The sequence below is a fragment of the Robiginitalea aestuariiviva genome, from assembly GCF_029537735.1.
GTDB lineage: Bacteria > Bacteroidota > Bacteroidia > Flavobacteriales > Flavobacteriaceae > Robiginitalea > Robiginitalea aestuariiviva.
On sequence record NZ_JARPUQ010000001.1, the window covers coordinates 14,510 to 30,813 of the forward strand.

General features: G+C 55.1%; 10 protein-coding genes and 1 pseudogene. 2 read left to right on the plus strand and 9 right to left on the minus strand.

The window, feature by feature from the left end; translation table 11 throughout:
• A pseudogene (locus OZ410_RS00040) lies at positions 1-1,295 on the minus strand (hypothetical protein); the annotation flags it as partial.
• A 379-nt stretch (positions 1,296-1,674) separates the two neighbouring features.
• Here OZ410_RS00040 and OZ410_RS00045 point away from each other — a divergent pair.
• Entirely contained in the window at positions 1,675-3,267 is a 1,593-nt protein-coding gene (locus OZ410_RS00045; RefSeq protein WP_277707149.1) for a peptide chain release factor 3, read from the plus strand.
• Positions 3,268-3,369: 102 nt separating this feature from the next.
• On the opposite strand, the gene OZ410_RS00050 is transcribed toward OZ410_RS00045, so the two are convergent.
• From OZ410_RS00050 to OZ410_RS00070, 5 genes are all read right to left on the minus strand, one after another.
• On the minus strand, positions 3,370-4,050 hold the full coding sequence (locus tag OZ410_RS00050) for a hypothetical protein (RefSeq protein ID WP_277705865.1): 681 nt from the start codon (positions 4,048-4,050) through the stop codon (positions 3,370-3,372).
• Between the two features lie 107 nt (positions 4,051-4,157).
• Positions 4,158-4,427: a hypothetical protein gene (locus OZ410_RS00055; protein ID WP_277705866.1), complete on the minus strand. Its 270-nt coding sequence runs from the start codon at positions 4,425-4,427 to the stop codon at positions 4,158-4,160.
• A gap of 231 nt (positions 4,428-4,658) precedes the next feature.
• Entirely contained in the window at positions 4,659-5,480 is an 822-nt protein-coding gene (locus tag OZ410_RS00060) for a hypothetical protein (protein ID WP_277705867.1), read from the minus strand.
• 119 nt (positions 5,481-5,599) lie between these two features.
• Positions 5,600-5,794: a helix-turn-helix transcriptional regulator gene (locus OZ410_RS00065; protein ID WP_277705868.1), complete on the minus strand. Its 195-nt coding sequence runs from the start codon at positions 5,792-5,794 to the stop codon at positions 5,600-5,602.
• Positions 5,778-6,191: a DUF2178 domain-containing protein gene (locus OZ410_RS00070; RefSeq protein WP_277705869.1), complete on the minus strand. Its 414-nt coding sequence runs from the start codon at positions 6,189-6,191 to the stop codon at positions 5,778-5,780. The genes OZ410_RS00065 and OZ410_RS00070 overlap by 17 nt, the downstream gene beginning before the upstream one ends.
• A 276-nt stretch (positions 6,192-6,467) precedes the next feature.
• On the opposite strand from OZ410_RS00070, the gene OZ410_RS00075 reads away from it, so the two are divergent.
• A complete protein-coding gene (locus OZ410_RS00075) occupies positions 6,468-7,628 on the plus strand; it encodes a serine hydrolase domain-containing protein (RefSeq protein ID WP_277705870.1) in 1,161 nt (386 codons plus the stop codon).
• Between the two features lie 54 nt (positions 7,629-7,682).
• Here OZ410_RS00075 and OZ410_RS00080 read toward each other — a convergent pair whose 3' ends face one another.
• Genes OZ410_RS00080 through rpoB form a run of 3 tightly spaced genes read right to left on the minus strand, consistent with a single transcriptional unit; the run spans position 7,683 to position 16,203 of the window.
• A complete protein-coding gene (locus tag OZ410_RS00080; protein WP_277705871.1) occupies positions 7,683-7,997 on the minus strand; it encodes a DUF3467 domain-containing protein in 315 nt (104 codons plus the stop codon).
• A 58-nt stretch (positions 7,998-8,055) separates the two neighbouring features.
• Positions 8,056-12,354, minus strand: coding sequence for a DNA-directed RNA polymerase subunit beta' (rpoC, locus tag OZ410_RS00085; RefSeq protein ID WP_277705872.1), 4,299 nt, complete (start codon positions 12,352-12,354; stop codon positions 8,056-8,058).
• A 39-nt stretch (positions 12,355-12,393) separates the two neighbouring features.
• A complete protein-coding gene (gene rpoB, locus OZ410_RS00090; RefSeq protein ID WP_277705873.1) occupies positions 12,394-16,203 on the minus strand; it encodes a DNA-directed RNA polymerase subunit beta in 3,810 nt (1,269 codons plus the stop codon).
• Positions 16,204-16,304 lie beyond the last annotated feature (101 nt).

Genomic DNA, 16,304 nt, shown 5'->3' on the forward strand with positions numbered 1-16,304 from the left:
TCATCCGTGTCGTCGTTGGTCGGGTCCCCGTCATTGTCCGGGTCTTCCTCTTCGGTGGGCGTACCGTCTCCGTCATCGTCCGCATCGCGGTAGTTTACATCTTCGGTCCCGTCCGTATCGGGCAGGTCATTAGCCGGGTCGTCAATCTCGTCGTTAACGTCGTAGCCGTCGTTTACATCCGAGCCTTCATACCCGTCGTCCAGGCCGTCCCCGTCGGTATCGGTGCCCGTGTAGGTCCAGTCCGGCTCCCCGTCGAAGTTAAAGTCGTTCCCTTCGTTGTTGTCCGGTACGGTGTCGTTGTCCGAGTCCTGATCCAGGTAGTCCGGGGTGCCGTCGCCGTCCGTGTCCTCAGGGGTAACCCCGTCCGGCTCATAGGCGTCGTCCAGGCCATCGCCGTCCGTGTCTGTACCGCTGGGCGGGATGTACCCGTCCGTGGGCTGGCCCTCTACGTTGTCCGGGATGCCGTCGTTATCCGAGTCGATGTCCCGGAAGTCCGGCAGCCCATCCCCGTCCGTATCTATAGGGTCCAGGCCATTGGGGTCGTAATGGTCGTCCAGGCCATTGCCATTATTGTCAATGCCGCAGGGCTCCTGGTAACTGCCGGAATCCTGGGCTTCCACATTGTCGGTAATACCATCATTATCGGAATCGATATCCCGGAAGTCCGGGTGGCCGTCCCCGTCCGTATCCATGGGGTCCAGGCCGTTGGGGTCGTAATGGTCGTCCAGGCCGTTGCCATTATTGTCAATGCCGCAAGGCTCCTGGTAACTCCCGGAAGACTGGGCTTCCACATTATCGGTAATGCCGTCATTATCGGAATCGATATCCCGGTAATCCGGGATGCCGTCCCCATCGGTATCCACTGGGACCAGTCCCCCGCATGCACCCGGGCTGGGCTCATAGGCATCGTCCAGGCCATTTCCATCGGAATCCACGCCGGAAGGCGGGATATAGCTGCCAGATGCCTGTGCCTCCAGGTTGTCCGTAATGCCGTCGTTATCGGAGTCGATATCCAGGTAATCCGGTACGCCGTCCCCATCGGTATCCGTAGGGTTGGTGGCCGGGTTGTTATCCCCGTCGGTGTTGGCATCCTCCCGGCTGTCGATTATCCCGTCATCGTCATCGTCGATGTCGTTCGGAACCGGCAGGGTCCGGAGCACGCCATGGGGTTGGGGTGTTCCTTCAAATTCAGGGCTGGCCAGCACCAGGACGGGCAACCAGAACAAGCCCAAAAGCAGGGCGAGTCCCCGAACCGGAAAAGGTTTGGAAAAAAGACGGAAGTAAAGGTTTTCCATGCGTGATCGTTTAGGCTTAACGGTCACCATGGCATTTTCAGGTCAGGTTCTCTCGTAAAGACTTGGGGAGTCTTTGGTTCCCGCAATATAATCGGAATACATGGTCCGGCCAATCAATTTTAACAGGAATCCGGCGGGCCTTCCTTCAACGGCCGCAATAATCGACAAACGGCCTGAAGGGCAAGGCTTAAGCCTGGGGACAAATGGCCCTCAGCCCCTGGCCGAGGCCCCGGCTTACCACCGGTTTTTCGACCATCTCCTCAATTCTTCGATAAGCGGAGCGGCGCTTCCCTCCACTCCTGCCCTTCAAATCCGCTTCAAACCGCCGATGGAAGCGCTCGGTATTTTTGGTATTTTTGCACCAAATTTCAGCAAGGCCTTGAGTTTTACCCAGGAAATCAGACAACGACGCACCTTCGGCATCATCTCTCACCCGGATGCCGGAAAAACCACCCTTACCGAAAAGCTGCTGCTCTTTGGCGGGGCCATACAGGAAGCCGGTGCGGTAAAGAGCAACAAAATCAAAAAAGGCGCCACCAGCGACTTTATGGAAATTGAACGGCAGCGTGGGATTTCCGTAGCTACTTCGGTCTTGGCTTTCCGGTATAAAGACCGGAAAATCAATATCCTGGATACCCCGGGCCACAAGGATTTTGCTGAGGATACGTTCCGGACCCTTACGGCCGTAGACAGTGTTATCGTGGTCATAGACGTGGCTAAGGGGGTGGAAGAACAGACCGAAAAACTGGTCTCTGTCTGCCGCATGCGCAACATCCCCATGATCGTTTTCATCAACAAACTGGACCGGGAGGGGAAAGACGCCTTCGACCTGCTGGACGAGGTGGAGCAGAAACTGGGCTTGCACGTATGCCCCTTGAGTTTCCCCATCGGGATGGGCTATGATTTCCAGGGCATCTACAACATTTATGAAGGCAATGTTAAACTCTTTAGCGGGGGCAGTAAGAAGAAGCTCGAAGAAACCCTGGAATTCGAGGACCTGCAGGACCCTGAGCTGGAAAATCGCATTGGCTCCCCAGCCCTGAACAGCCTGAAGGAGAACCTGGAACTGGTTACCGGGGTGTACCCCCAGTTCAGCCGGGAAGCCTACCTGAGCGGGGAACTGCAACCCGTGTTTTTCGGATCGGCCCTGAACAATTTCGGGGTGCAGGAACTGCTGGATTGTTTTGTGCAGATTGCCCCGGACCCGAGGCCCAAAAAGGCCGAGGAGCGGCTGGTAAAGCCGGAGGAAGAACAGATGAGCGGCTTCGTGTTTAAGATCCACGCCAACATGGACCCCAAACACCGGGACCGCCTGGCTTTTGTCAAAATCGTTTCCGGCACCTTTGAGCGCAACAAGCCCTACCTGCACGTGCGCCTGGGCAAGAACCTGAAGTTTTCGAGCCCCAATGCCTTTTTTGCCGAGAAAAAGGAAATTGTAGACCGCTCCTATCCCGGCGATATCGTTGGCCTGCACGACACGGGGCACTTTAAAATCGGGGATACGCTAACCGAAGGGGAAGAACTGCACTACAAGGGCATCCCTTCCTTTTCGCCCGAACACTTCCGCTACATCAACAATGCGGACCCCATGAAATCCAAGCAATTGGCCAAGGGCATTGACCAACTGATGGACGAAGGGGTGGCCCAGCTCTTTACCCTGGAACTAAACGGCCGGAAGGTGATCGGTACCGTGGGGGCCCTGCAATACGAGGTGATTCAGTACCGCCTGGAACATGAGTACGGCGCCAAATGCACCTACGAAAACTTCCCGGTTCACAAGGCCTGCTGGGTCGAACCCCAGGACCCGAACAACGAGGAATATCAGGAATTCCTGAGGGTCAAACAGAAATTCCTGGCCCGGGACAAACGGGGCCAGCTGGTCTTTCTGGCGGATTCCGCCTTCTCCCTGCAGATGACCCAGGACAAATACCCCAGCGTTAAACTGCATTTTACCTCCGAGTTCGATACCTGACACCGGCAGCACCTGAAAGCGGTGGCCTGCGCAAAATTGTTGCGGGGGCTGCGGTTATTTTTGGATTGGGCGGGGGTGGGGAATGCACATCCCGGATCCCTGTTAAAAGCGAAGCCCCATGGTGAGTTGCAGGGCCCCATACCCATAGGAAACCGTAGGAGCCTCCAAATCGGCAGGCCAACTCCCGGATGATGTATAAGACCCCAAAGCCGTACCATAGGAAAGTACATAGAAGCCCCCAAGGGTACCGTAACTGCCCGGGCGTTGCCATAAATGAATTCCCAGTCGCATCTTCAAACCCACCGTAACGGAATGGTCTTCAGGGGCATCCCCTTCTGGGGCGTAAGCGGTATTAAACATCAGTTGCGGCCCTGCCTGCAGTAACCAGGGAGTAGCGGTTATGCCGTAATAAGCCCCAAGCCCCACGGAATTAAACCCCACCTCTGCCGCGCTGCCCGAGCGGACACCTGTTACCTGGCCCAGTTGAGCATAAGTGGCTTCCAGGCCTGCACTATGGCCACTGCCCAGATTCCGGCGATATCCCAGGGCAAAATAACCCCGGGGGCCCCGTTTTACCGGGTAGCCCACATTTCCAAAAAAACCACTGACATTTTCGTCGTAACCCTGTTCCCTGAAATACCGGGCCATCGCATTGGCCGGCCCTATGACGGGGAATCCCACCTGGAATTCAAATCCCGAAGTTTTTGCGGATTCCTGCTGGGCATTTACCGGATAGGTGACCAGGGCAGAGCCAACCCATAAAAGTGAAATAATTTTCCTCATGATTTCCGTTATTAGGGGATTTCAGGCACAAGGAAAACCTAATAAACGGTAAGGCTGTCCGAAAATGGCATTGGGGCAGGATTCCGGACACCTTGCCTGCAGCAGGGCTATCCCCCAAATAACCAAAGCAATCCCAAGGTAGTCAGCACGACCAGGACGCCCCACAAAAGCCATTCCCTTCGGCGTTCCCGGGCCGCCCGGGAACGAATCCCGGCTTTGATCCGAGCCAGTTCCTCCGGGGATACCTCCTTAAAAGATAAGGGAGTAGCTCCATCCCCGATATAATCGGAGCGGTTCCCTTTCCGCCGCTTTTTCAGCAGCGCCCGATTTTGCTTCATGCTCTTGATGGCATGCAGCATGCTTCCTTCTCCTCCCATGGCCTAGCGTTTCTATATGCGTCGCAAGAAAAGACAAAATGTTACATATGACACTTAATGTATCATATAAAACATTTATTTCCCGGAAATTGCCCTGCTTTCTTTTTTCAGCCCGGGGTCATAGCTTTACCCAAGGGGGGGTAGGGAGATACCACTCCTCCTCCCCGCCAAGGAAACACTAAATACCGGGGCTCAACTTGGAAAATCTTAACGCTCTTAAGAAAAGGCGCCTTACAAATAGTCTGATTTCAGCAGTACAATAAGTTCTTCCCCCTGCCGGATGAGCCGCGGTAATTCGGCATTGCCGCGGATATTGAGGAAGAATCGCAGCCGTAAATACCCATTGACCATTTTGCGCACTTCGTTTATATCGTGCGTGAGCAGGCTCAGGCCATCGCTTTGGGCGCGGGCATAATCGTCGGTCTGGTTGAAATGGTATTCCAGGATATGCTTATTGTGATTGGCATAGTTCGGCGCCAGGTGGCCAAAATCGGAATAGTTCAGGTTCAGGATCCCATCCGAGAGTACAGAAACCTGCTCCCGGGCCCGTAAATCGTAGTAATAATCCTCTTCCAGGTGGCGGGTAAAGGCCTCGTATTCGGCCAGTTTACGCGAAAGGATTTCATTTTCGGGCATCCTCAGGATACCGGACTGCTTCAGGTCTTCCAGGGTAATGCGGTTAAAGGAATAGGGACGATAGGGGTTATCCCCCATCGCCAGGGGGAAAAGGTCCAGGTTGTCCAGTTGGTCAATGCTCCTGTGGCGGGTATAATTTGCCAGGCTGTCGATGCGGCGAATGGATTCCCGCATGTGCCCCATGATGTCCCGGAGTTCTAGCAAATCATCCTCAAGGTCCGAGATTAAAGAGCGGGCATAGGATTGCATCAGGGCGTCCCGTTGTGATCGGTTATAGGCGTTGTCGAGTGAAAAAGCGATCAGGATACCCAGGATGACCACCAGGGTGTCGAAAAAATAGGTGTAGCCGGTGGCCCTCAGGTGGCAGGCAAGTCGCTGCAGGAAAGATGACCTTTGGGGTTTTGCTTTTTCATCCATGATGCCAAGAGCCCGGAATCAGCCCGAACCGCACCCAAGGTACTTTTTGCCAGGGCAAAGACCTATGACATGGATCAGGTGCATACATTCGTAGCTAAGGCCAGTCCTGAATTTCCAGGCTACGCATCCAACAGGAAAACCTCTTCTATGGGCAGGTCAAAAACCCGGGCTACGGCATGGGCCAACTGCAGGGAAGGGTTGTATTTGCCCTTTTCCAAAAAAACAATGGTCTCTCGACGCACCTGTACCTTCCGCGCCAGGTCTTCCTGCGTTAAGCCGTCCCTGGCACGGAGTTCTTTAATCCGGGTTTGCATGGGTGGAGCCCGTTTTGGAGTAATAGATCCAGAACCCCACAAAAAGCAGGGCCATGCCCAACAAGCCTATTTCCAGGGGGATTTCCGGACGCAGGCCTGAATCCATCACAAATACCGCAATGGCCGTCCAAAGGTAAAAGGAACCGGCAAATGCGCTGGCAGCAGCCCGTTGTTTTATACCCCGGCTGAGTTCGTCCTCTGCCGGCAAGCCTTTTTTCTCATCCTTCATGCGGCGCAGGGCTACCACCACACTAAATCCGGTCACAACAAATACCAAGGCCGCCACTGAAATTTCAAAGATGCCGAGGGGGCTTTGCTGGGCATACAACCAAAGGCCTGCGGAAAAGGTAACGGTTCCCGCCAGGATCAGCACCAATAGGGTTTGGGTCTTTTTCATGATTATATTGTTATTTATTTCTAACACTAAGTTATGTATTTCTAACAACATATACCATACCCAATGGCAAAATTATGCGTGCCCTTCTTACACGCGGGGTCTGAAGCCCTTTGTGATGAACGTTCATGACAGGCATGAGAAATCAGCATTAACCCATTCGTTAACTGCCCTTTACAACTTTGATCCCCTACCCTTCCCCTTGCCCCGTAATGAGATTTTTTCTATCTTCTCCCTCCGGTACCGGAAATGCCTGCTATCCTTTCCGGCGCTGCTGTTATGAAAAAGACCCTAATCCTCCTGTTTTGGCTGTTGGCCTCCCTGGGCTGCAGCAAATCTGAGGCACCTGATCCCATTCAGGAACCCGACACCAATCTGGTACCCCGTCCTGGCAGTCCGGGCAGTACCACGCCAGACCCCCCTACGGACGAAGGCACTTCAAGCCTTAGTGATATTACACAGGACTTTGAATTCCTACTGCGAAACCTGGGATTCCCAGGAGCCCAGGTAGCCATTGTTTGGGAAGAAGAACTGGTATACCTGAAAGCATTTGGCAAGGCAGACCTGGATACCGGGCAGGAGGTCACGGATTTCTCCCGTTTCCGCATAGGCGCCATTTCCAAACCGATTACCCTCCTGGCCCTGTCCAGGCTTATTGTGCAGGGACGTGTACAACCCAATGACCTGGTATTCGGGCCCGACGGCCTGCTGGGGACCCAATACGGCACCCCGCCTTATGAAGAGGCAGTGATGCGCATCACAGTAGACGATCTGATAGAGCACCGGGCGGGATTTGCGGATATCCCCAACGATATCATGTTCGAAGACCCGGCCTTAAGCCAGGCAGATTTGATCGGGCAGGTCCTGGACCAGCGCAGCCTGGCCTATGAACCAGGGACCACCTATACCTATTCCAATTTCGGATACTGTTTATTGGGGCGCATTATAGAAGCCGTTTCGGGCCAGAGCTACTCGGAATATGTTCAGAATGAGGTCCTGGGCCCTATGGGCATTACGGGAATGCAGGTTAGTTCAGACGCCCAGGGCGTTCCCGTGCAGCACGAAGTTTCCTATTATACCCGCTGGCAGGTGCCCTACCCCTTAAACGTTACGCGAATGGATGCCCACGGGGGATGGCTGGCCCGGGCATACGATCTGGCCCTATTGGCCGCGCAAACGGATGGGAGTCCCAACTTCCCGGATTTCCTGGACCGCGGGGAAGGAGTATCTTATCTGAGTCGCAGCAGTTGGGGGCATAATGGGGCCCTGCCGGGGACCACGGCCGTTTTAAAGGTAGGTTACCCCCTTTCCTATGTAGTATTGTTCAATGCCGGCAACAGCAATTTCCATGAAACCCTGCAGGCGGTTATCGACTTTATGGAAGAAAAAACCCGCGATCGCACCAGCTGGCCCCAGGATAACTTTTTTGAGTTCCAGTAGTGCATGGTTATGGCATAATAAAAAAACCGCGCTGCTGGCGCGGTTTTTTTATTCTCATGCTTCGCCCGTAGGCCCGAAGTTTAACGGGATGGGCGGGTGGTCGTGTTCCTGTATGGTGCCGTGTGCCTGTTCAAAGCGCTGTATGTTTTCACCCAGGGCCTTTAAGAACTTCTTGGCGTGCTGGGGCGTGAGGATAATCCGGCTCTTCACCTTGGCCTTGGGCCGGCCGGGCATGATGCTGATAAAATCCACCACGAATTCGGAAACGGAGTGGTTAATGATCGCCAGGTTGGAATAGATACCTTCGGCGGTCTTTTCGTCCAGCTCTATATTGATCTGTTTTTGCTGCGATGCATCCTTTTCTGCCATAATCGATACCTTAAAAAAACCCCCGGCCTGGGCCGGGGGTCTGTTTGCAAATGTCTGCTTAGAATTTCAATTCCTCCTTGCGGGCCATGATCTCGTCGTATTCCTCCTTGGAGCCCACAATGATGTGGTCGTAATCCCGCATACCGGTACCGGCAGGGATTTTGTGACCTACAATCACGTTTTCCTTGAGGCCATCGAGCTGATCTACCTTGCCGTTTACCGCAGCCTCGTTCAGTACCTTGGTGGTTTCCTGGAAGGAAGCCGCCGAGATAAAGGATTTGGTCTGCAGGGAGGCACGGGTAATCCCCTGCAACACCGGAGTAGCGGTGGCCGCTACGGCATCGCGTGCCTGAACCAGGGCTTTGTCTGCCCGCTTCAGGATGGAGTTTTCGTCCCGCAATTCGCGAACGGTCAGGATCTGTCCGCGCTTGAGGTTCTCGGAATCCCCGGCATCGATAACTACCTTCTTGCCAAAGATCTCGTCGTTCTCGTTGATGAAGTCGTCCTTGTGCACCAACTGGTTTTCCAGGAAGATGGTGTCGCCCGGATCCTGAATCTGGACCTTGCGCATCATCTGGCGGACCACCACCTCAAAGTGCTTGTCGTTGATCTTCACCCCCTGGAGGCGGTACACTTCCTGTACCTCATTCACCAGGTATTGCTGTACGGCGGACGGGCCTTTGATGGTCAGGATGTCTTCCGGGGTAATGGAACCGTCGGAAAGCGGCATCCCCGCCCGTACGTAATCGTTCTCCTGAACCAGGATCTGGTTGCTGAGTTTCACCAGGTATTTCTTCACCTCGCCCGTCTTGGACTCGATGATGATCTCCCGGTTCCCCCGCTTGATCTTGCCAAAGGACACTACCCCGTCAATTTCGGTAACCACTGCCGGGTTAGAGGGGTTACGCGCTTCGAAGAGCTCGGTAACCCGCGGCAGACCTCCGGTAATATCCCCCGCCTTGGCGGATTTTCTCGGGATTTTCACCAGGATCTTGCCTTCCTCGATCTTCTCGCCGTTGTCTACCATCAGGTGGGAGCCCACCGGCAGGTTGTAGGAACGCAGCACCTCGCCTTTCTTGTCCTTGATATGCAGGGTGGGGATCAGCTTCTTGTTCCGGGATTCGGAAATCACCTTCTCCTGGAAGCCGGTCTGTTCGTCGATCTCTACCTGGTAGGTAACCCCCTGTTCGATGTTCTCGTAGGAGATTTCACCCGGGAATTCGGAGACGATTACCCCGTTGTAGGGATCCCATTGGCAGATCAGATCGCCCTTCTTCACCTTGCCCCCGTCTTTTATGAAAAGCTGGGAACCATAAGGAATGTTATTGGTGCTGAGGGTGATACCGGTTTTGGCATCTACAATCTTGATTTCGGATGTCCTTGAAATCACGATCTGAACGGCTTTGCCTTCGGCATCCTTGCCCTTTACGGTGCGCAGGTCCTCGATCTCGGCAATACCGTCGAACTTGGCCTCCAGTTTGCTCTCCTCGGAGATGTTACCGGCAATACCTCCCACGTGGAAGGTCCGCAGGGTAAGCTGGGTACCCGGTTCCCCGATGGACTGCGCGGCCACAACGCCCACGGCCTCGCCCCGCTGAACCATCTTATTGGTTGCCAGGTTGCGGCCATAACATTTGGCACAGATCCCGTGGGTAGCCTCACAGGTAAGCGGAGACCGCACCTCGATACGCTCGACCGGGGATTCCTCGATACGGGCCAGGTCCGACTCCATGATTTCCTGCCCGGCCTCGAGCAGCAGCTCTTCGGTGATCGGGTGGTATACATCGTGGAGGGAAACCCGCCCAAGGATACGCTCCCCGAGAGTTTCCACCACTTCTTCATTCTTACGCAGGGCCTCGACTTCAATGCCGCGCAGGGTACCGCAATCCTCACTGTTGATGATTACGTCCTGGGACACATCCACCAGGCGGCGGGTCAGGTATCCGGCATCCGCCGTCTTCAGGGCCGTATCCGCCAGACCCTTACGGGCACCGTGGGTGGAGATGAAGTACTCCAGGATGGACAGCCCTTCCTTAAAGTTGGAGAGGATGGGGTTTTCGATGATTTCCCCGCCCCCGGCCGTGGACTTTTTGGGCTTGGCCATCAGGCCGCGCATCCCGGTAAGCTGACGGATCTGCTCCTTGGAACCCCGTGCCCCGGAATCCAGCATCATGTACACGGAATTGAAGCCTTGTTGGTCTTCGCGAATCCGCTTCATAGCCAGTTCGGTCAGCATCGCGTTGGTAGAGGTCCAGACGTCAATCACCTGGTTGTAACGCTCGTTGTTGGTGATCAGACCCATGTTGTAGTTCATCATGATGCCGTCCACCTGCTCGTTTGCATCGCCAATCATGTCGTGCTTTTCTGCCGGGATGATGATATCCCCCAGGCTGAAGGAAAGCCCGCCTTTAAAGGCGAATTCGTACCCCATGGTCTTGATCTTGTCCAGGAAGTCTGCCGTGGTGGGCACGTTGGTGACCGCCAAAATCTGGCCAATGATGTCCCGCAGGGATTTCTTGTTCAGTACGGTGTTGATGTAACCGGCCTGTTCGGGCACCACGGAGTTAAACAGCACACGCCCTACCGTGGTTTCGATCAGTTTGGTTACCAGTTCCCCAGACTCGTTCAGGTCTTTAACCCGCACCTTAATGCCGGCGTTCAGGTTTACACGGCCCTCGTTGTAGGCAATCTCCACCTCTTCCGGGCTGTAAAAAGTCAACCCTTCGCCGATAACCGGCACTTCCTTGGTAGACTTGCGCTCTTTAGTCATGTAGTACAGCCCCAGTACCATATCCTGAGAAGGTACGGTGATGGGAGAACCGTTAGCCGGGTTCAGAATGTTGTGGGAAGCCAGCATCAGCAGCTGGGCCTCCAGGATAGCCTCGGGCCCAAGCGGGAGGTGTACGGCCATCTGGTCCCCGTCAAAGTCCGCGTTAAAGGCGGTACATACCAGAGGGTGCAGGCGGATGGCTTTCCCCTCGATCAGGCGGGGTTGGAACGCTTGTATCCCAAGGCGGTGCAGGGTGGGGGCCCGGTTCAGCAGTACCGGGTGCCCTTTCAGCACGTTCTCCAGGATATCCCAGACCACGGGCTCCTTCTTATCGATAATTTTCTTGGCGGACTTCACCGTTTTCACGATGCCGCGCTCAATGAGTTTACGGATTACAAAAGGCTTGTAGAGCTCCGCGGCCATATCCTTGGGCAGACCACACTCGTACAACTTCATTTCCGGGCCAACCACAATAACGGAACGGGCGGAGTAATCTACCCGTTTTCCGAGCAGGTTCTGGCGGAAGCGACCCTGCTTGCCCTTCAGGGAATCCGAAAGGGATTTCAGCGGGCGGTTGGATTCGGTCTTCACGGCAGAAGCCTTGCGGGTGTTGTCGAAGAGGGAATCCACAGCTTCCTGCAACATCCGCTTTTCGTTCCGCAGGATTACCTCGGGGGCCTTGATTTCCATAAGGCGCTTCAGGCGGTTGTTACGGATAATCACCCGGCGGTACAGGTCGTTCAGGTCGGAGGTGGCAAAACGCCCCCCGTCCAGCGGCACCAGCGGGCGCAGTTCCGGCGGGATCACAGGAATCACCTTCATGATCATCCACTCCGGGTTGTTTTCGCGGTTTTCCTGGGATTCGCGGAAGGCCTCAACCACCTGCAGCCGTTTCAGGGCCTCGGTTTTCCGTTGCTTGGAAGTCTCGGTGTGCGCCTTGTCCCGCAGCTGGTAGGAGAGCTCCTTCAGATTGATGCGGGAGAGCAGGTCAATCAGACACTCGGCCCCCATCTTCGCGATGAATTTATTGGGGTCGGAATCTTCCAGGTACTGGTTCTCCGGCGGGATGGTTTCCAGGATGTTCAGGTATTCCTCCTCGGTCAGGAAGTCCATCGCCTGGATTTCTTCCCCGTCCGGGCCCTTGGCAATACCGGGCTGAATGACCACATACCGCTCGTAGTAGATGATCATGTCCAGTTTCTTGGAGGGCAGCCCCAGCAGGTAACCGATTTTGTTCGGCAGGGAACGGAAATACCAGATGTGGGCCACGGGCACCACCAGGTTAATATGCCCCACGCGGTCGCGGCGAACCTTCTTTTCGGTCACCTCAACCCCGCAGCGGTCGCAAACAATACCGCGGTAGCGGATGCGCTTGTACTTGCCGCAGGCACATTCGTAATCCTTAACCGGGCCAAAGATGCGTTCGCAGAACAATCCGTCGCGCTCCGGCTTATGGGTACGGTAGTTTATGGTTTCAGGCTTCAAGACCTCCCCCCGGGATTCCGCCAGGATAGCCTCCGGTGAGGCGAGTCCGATGGAAATCTTGTTAAACCTCTTGACTTGTGTATTATCCTTGAGTCGAGCCATTATAATATGGTACTAGATTTAATGTGTTGTGAACTACGCTTATTCCTCCAGGCGGATGTCCAAACCTAATCCCTTAAGTTCGTGCATCAATACGTTGAAGGATTCCGGCAAACCGGGTTCGGGCATGCTTTCGCCTTTTACGATGGACTCGTAAGTCTTGGCCCGGCCGATCACGTCGTCGGACTTCACCGTGAGGATCTCGCGCAGGGTTGCAGAAGCGCCATAGGCTTCCAGGGCCCACACTTCCATCTCCCCGAAACGCTGGCCTCCGAACTGCGCCTTACCACCCAGCGGTTGCTGCGTGATGAGGGAGTACGGGCCAATGGAACGGGCGTGCATCTTGTCGTCCACCATGTGGCCGAGCTTTAGCATGTAGATCACCCCTACCGTGGCCGCCTGGTGGAACCGTTCTCCGGTGCCTCCGTCGTACAGGTAGGTATGGCCGTACTGCGGAATGCCCGCCTCTTCGGTCAGGGCTTCGATCTGGTCCAGGGTAGCCCCGTCGAAAATCGGGGTGGCGTATTTCTGGCCCAGCTTCAGGCCGGCCCAGCCCAGAACGGTTTCGTAGATCTGCCCGATGTTCATCCGGGAAGGTACCCCAAGCGGGTTCAGGACAATATCCACCGGCGTGCCGTCTTCCAGGAAAGGCATATCTTCCTGACGGACGATACGGGCCACAATACCCTTGTTTCCGTGGCGTCCGGCCATCTTGTCCCCTACCTTGAGCTTGCGCTTCTTGGCGATGTACACCTTGGCCAGCTTCATGATCCCGGCGGGCAGTTCATCCCCTACGGAGATGGTGAACTTGTCCCGGCGCAGATTCCCCTGCAGGTCGTTCAGCTTAATCTTGTAGTTGTGCAACAGGTCTGCAATCAGGCTGTTGGTCTTCTCGTCCGTAGTCCAGCTGCCGCCCACCAGGTGTGCGAAGTCGTCTACGGCGTTCAGCATCTTCAGGGTGTATTTCTTGCCCTTGGGCAGGACTTCCTCGCCCAGGTCGTTCATAACCCCCTGGGAGGTTTTGCCGTTCACCAACTGGAAGAGTTTCTCTACCAGCACGTCTTTGAGCTGCTGGAATTTCACTTCGTATTCCAGTTCCAGCTTGGCAATGGCCTCCTTATCCTCGGACCGCTTGCGCTTGTCCTTGATGGAACGGGAGAAGAGTTTTTTATCGATCACTACCCCGTTCAGGGAGGGCGGTGCCTTCAGAGAGGCATCCTTCACATCCCCGGCCTTATCGCCAAAGATGGCGCGCAGCAGTTTTTCTTCGGGGGTGGGGTCGGATTCCCCTTTCGGGGTAATCTTACCGATCAGGATATCGCCCGGTTTCACCTCGGCCCCGATACGGATCATACCGTATTCGTCCAGGTCCTTGGTGGCTTCTTCGGAAACGTTCGGGATGTCGTTGGTAAGCTCTTCAGCTCCCAGTTTGGTATCCCGCACTTCCAGGGCGTATTCATCGATGTGGATGGAAGTGAAGATGTCTTCGCGAACCACCTTTTCGGAGATCACGATCGCATCCTCAAAGTTGTATCCCTTCCAGGGCATAAAGGCCACCTTCAGGTTCCGGCCCAGTGCCAGTTCCCCGCTTTCGGTTGCATAGCCTTCGCAGAGAACCTGCCCCTTCTTCACCTTGTCGCCCTTGCGGACAATGGGTTTCAGGTTAATGCTGGTCCCCTGGTTGGTCTTGCGGAACTTCACCAGGTCGTAGGTCTTGGCATCCTCGTCAAAGCTCACCAGGCGCTCCTCGTCGGAACGGTCGTATTTGATGGTAATATTCTTGGAATCCACACGTTCCACTACCCCGTCTCCCTCGGCGTTGATCAGGACGCGGGAATCGGTAGCTACCTGCCGCTCCAGCCCGGTACCCACAATGGGGGATTCCGGCTTCAGCAGCGGTACGGCCTGCCGCATCATGTTGGAGCCCATCAGGGCGCGGTTCGCATCGTCGTGCTCCAGGAACGGAATCAGGGAAGCCGAAATAGAGGCAATCTGGTTCGGGGCCACATCCGTGTAATTCACATCCTTGGGGTCGGTTACGGGGAAGTCGCCTTCCTCGCGCGCAATGACCTTGTCGGTATCGATGCTGCCGTCTTTCTTGAGCGGGATGTTGGCTTGTGCAATCTTCATCCCTTCTTCCTCCTCGGCGCTCAGGAAGCTGTAGCCACTCAGGTCTACCTTCCCGTTATCCACCTTGCGGTATGGGGTTTCCAAAAAGCCCATGTTGTTCACCTTGGCAAACACGGACAGGGAAGAGATCAGACCGATGTTCGGCCCTTCCGGGGTTTCGATCGGACACAAACGGCCATAGTGGGTATAGTGTACGTCACGCACCTCGAAACCGGCGCGCTCCCGTGAAAGACCGCCCGGCCCCAGGGCGGAGAGACGACGCTTGTGCGTAATCTCGGCCAGGGGGTTGGTCTGGTCCATGAACTGGGAGAGCTGGTTGGTTCCGAAGAAGGAGTTGATTACCGAAGACAGGGTCTTGGCATTGATCAGGTCAATAGGGGTAAATACCTCATTGTCCCGGACGTTCATCCGCTCGCGGATGGTACGGGCCATACGGGCCAGCCCCACGCCAAACTGGGCGGACAATTGCTCGCCCACGGTACGCACCCTCCGGTTGGAAAGGTGGTCGATGTCGTCGATCTCGGCCTTGGAGTTGATCAGCTCGATCAGGTACTTGATGATGGTGATGATATCTTCCTTGGTCAGCACCTGCTTGTCCATCCCGATATCCAGACCCAGTTTTTTATTCATCCGGTAGCGGCCCACTTCGCCCAGGTTGTAGCGCTGGTCGGAGAAGAAGAGCTTGTCGATGATGCCTCGAGCCGTTTCCTCATCCGGCGGTTCTGCATTACGCAGCTGGCGGTAGATATGCTCTACGGCTTCCTTCTCGGAGTTGGTCGGGTCCTTCTGCAGGGTGTTGTGGATAATGGCGTAGTCGCTCTGCGCATTGTTTTCCTTGTGCAGCAGGATGGTCTTCACGTCCGCATCCAGGATCAGGTCCAGGTGCTCTTTTTCCAGCACGGTATCCCGGTCCAGAACAATTTCGTTCCGCTCGATGGAAACCACCTCGCCGGTATCCTCGTCCACAAAATCCTCGTGCCAGGTATTCAGTACCCGGGCGGCCAGTTTGCGGCCCAGGACCTTTTTAAGCCCGGTTTTGGTCACCTTCACTTCCTCGGAGAGGTCGAAGATCTCCAGGATGTCCTTGTCGCGCTCAAACCCGATGGCGCGGAACAGGGTGGTGACGGGCAATTTCTTTTTACGGTCGATGTAGGCGTACATCACACTGTTGATGTCCGTGGCAAATTCAATCCAGGACCCCTTAAACGGGATCACACGGGCTGAATACAGTTTGGTCCCGTTGGCGTGGAAGGACTGGCCAAAGAATACGCCCGGGGAACGGTGCAGCTGGGATACGACCACCCGCTCGGCTCCGTTGATCACGAAAGTCCCGCTGGGGGTCATGTAAGGGATGGTACCCAGGTATACATCCTGCACGATGGTTTCAAAATCTTCGTGCTCCGGGTCGGTACAGTACAGTTTCAGACGGGCCTTCAGCGGCACGCTGTAGGTAAGGCCGCGCTCAATGCATTCCTGAATGCTGTAACGGGGCGGGTCGATGAAGTAATCCAGGAACTCCAGTACAAACTGGTTCCGGGTATCAGTTATCGGGAAATTCTCCATGAAGGTGTTGTACAGCCCTTCATTGGCCCGCTGGTCGGTTTTGGTCTCTAGCTGGAAAAAATCCTGGAAGGATTTGATCTGGATGTCCAAGAAATCCGGATATTCCGGTATGTTCTTAGCGGATGCAAAGCTTTTTCTTTCAGTCAGTTTAGTGAACATCTATGGACAAGAATTACGTGTGATTTCAAGGATGGGCCGTATATGCCTTCATATACTGGCTATAAAAGGGTTTAGGTCTAGCCGCCAAAAAGGCGGAAGAC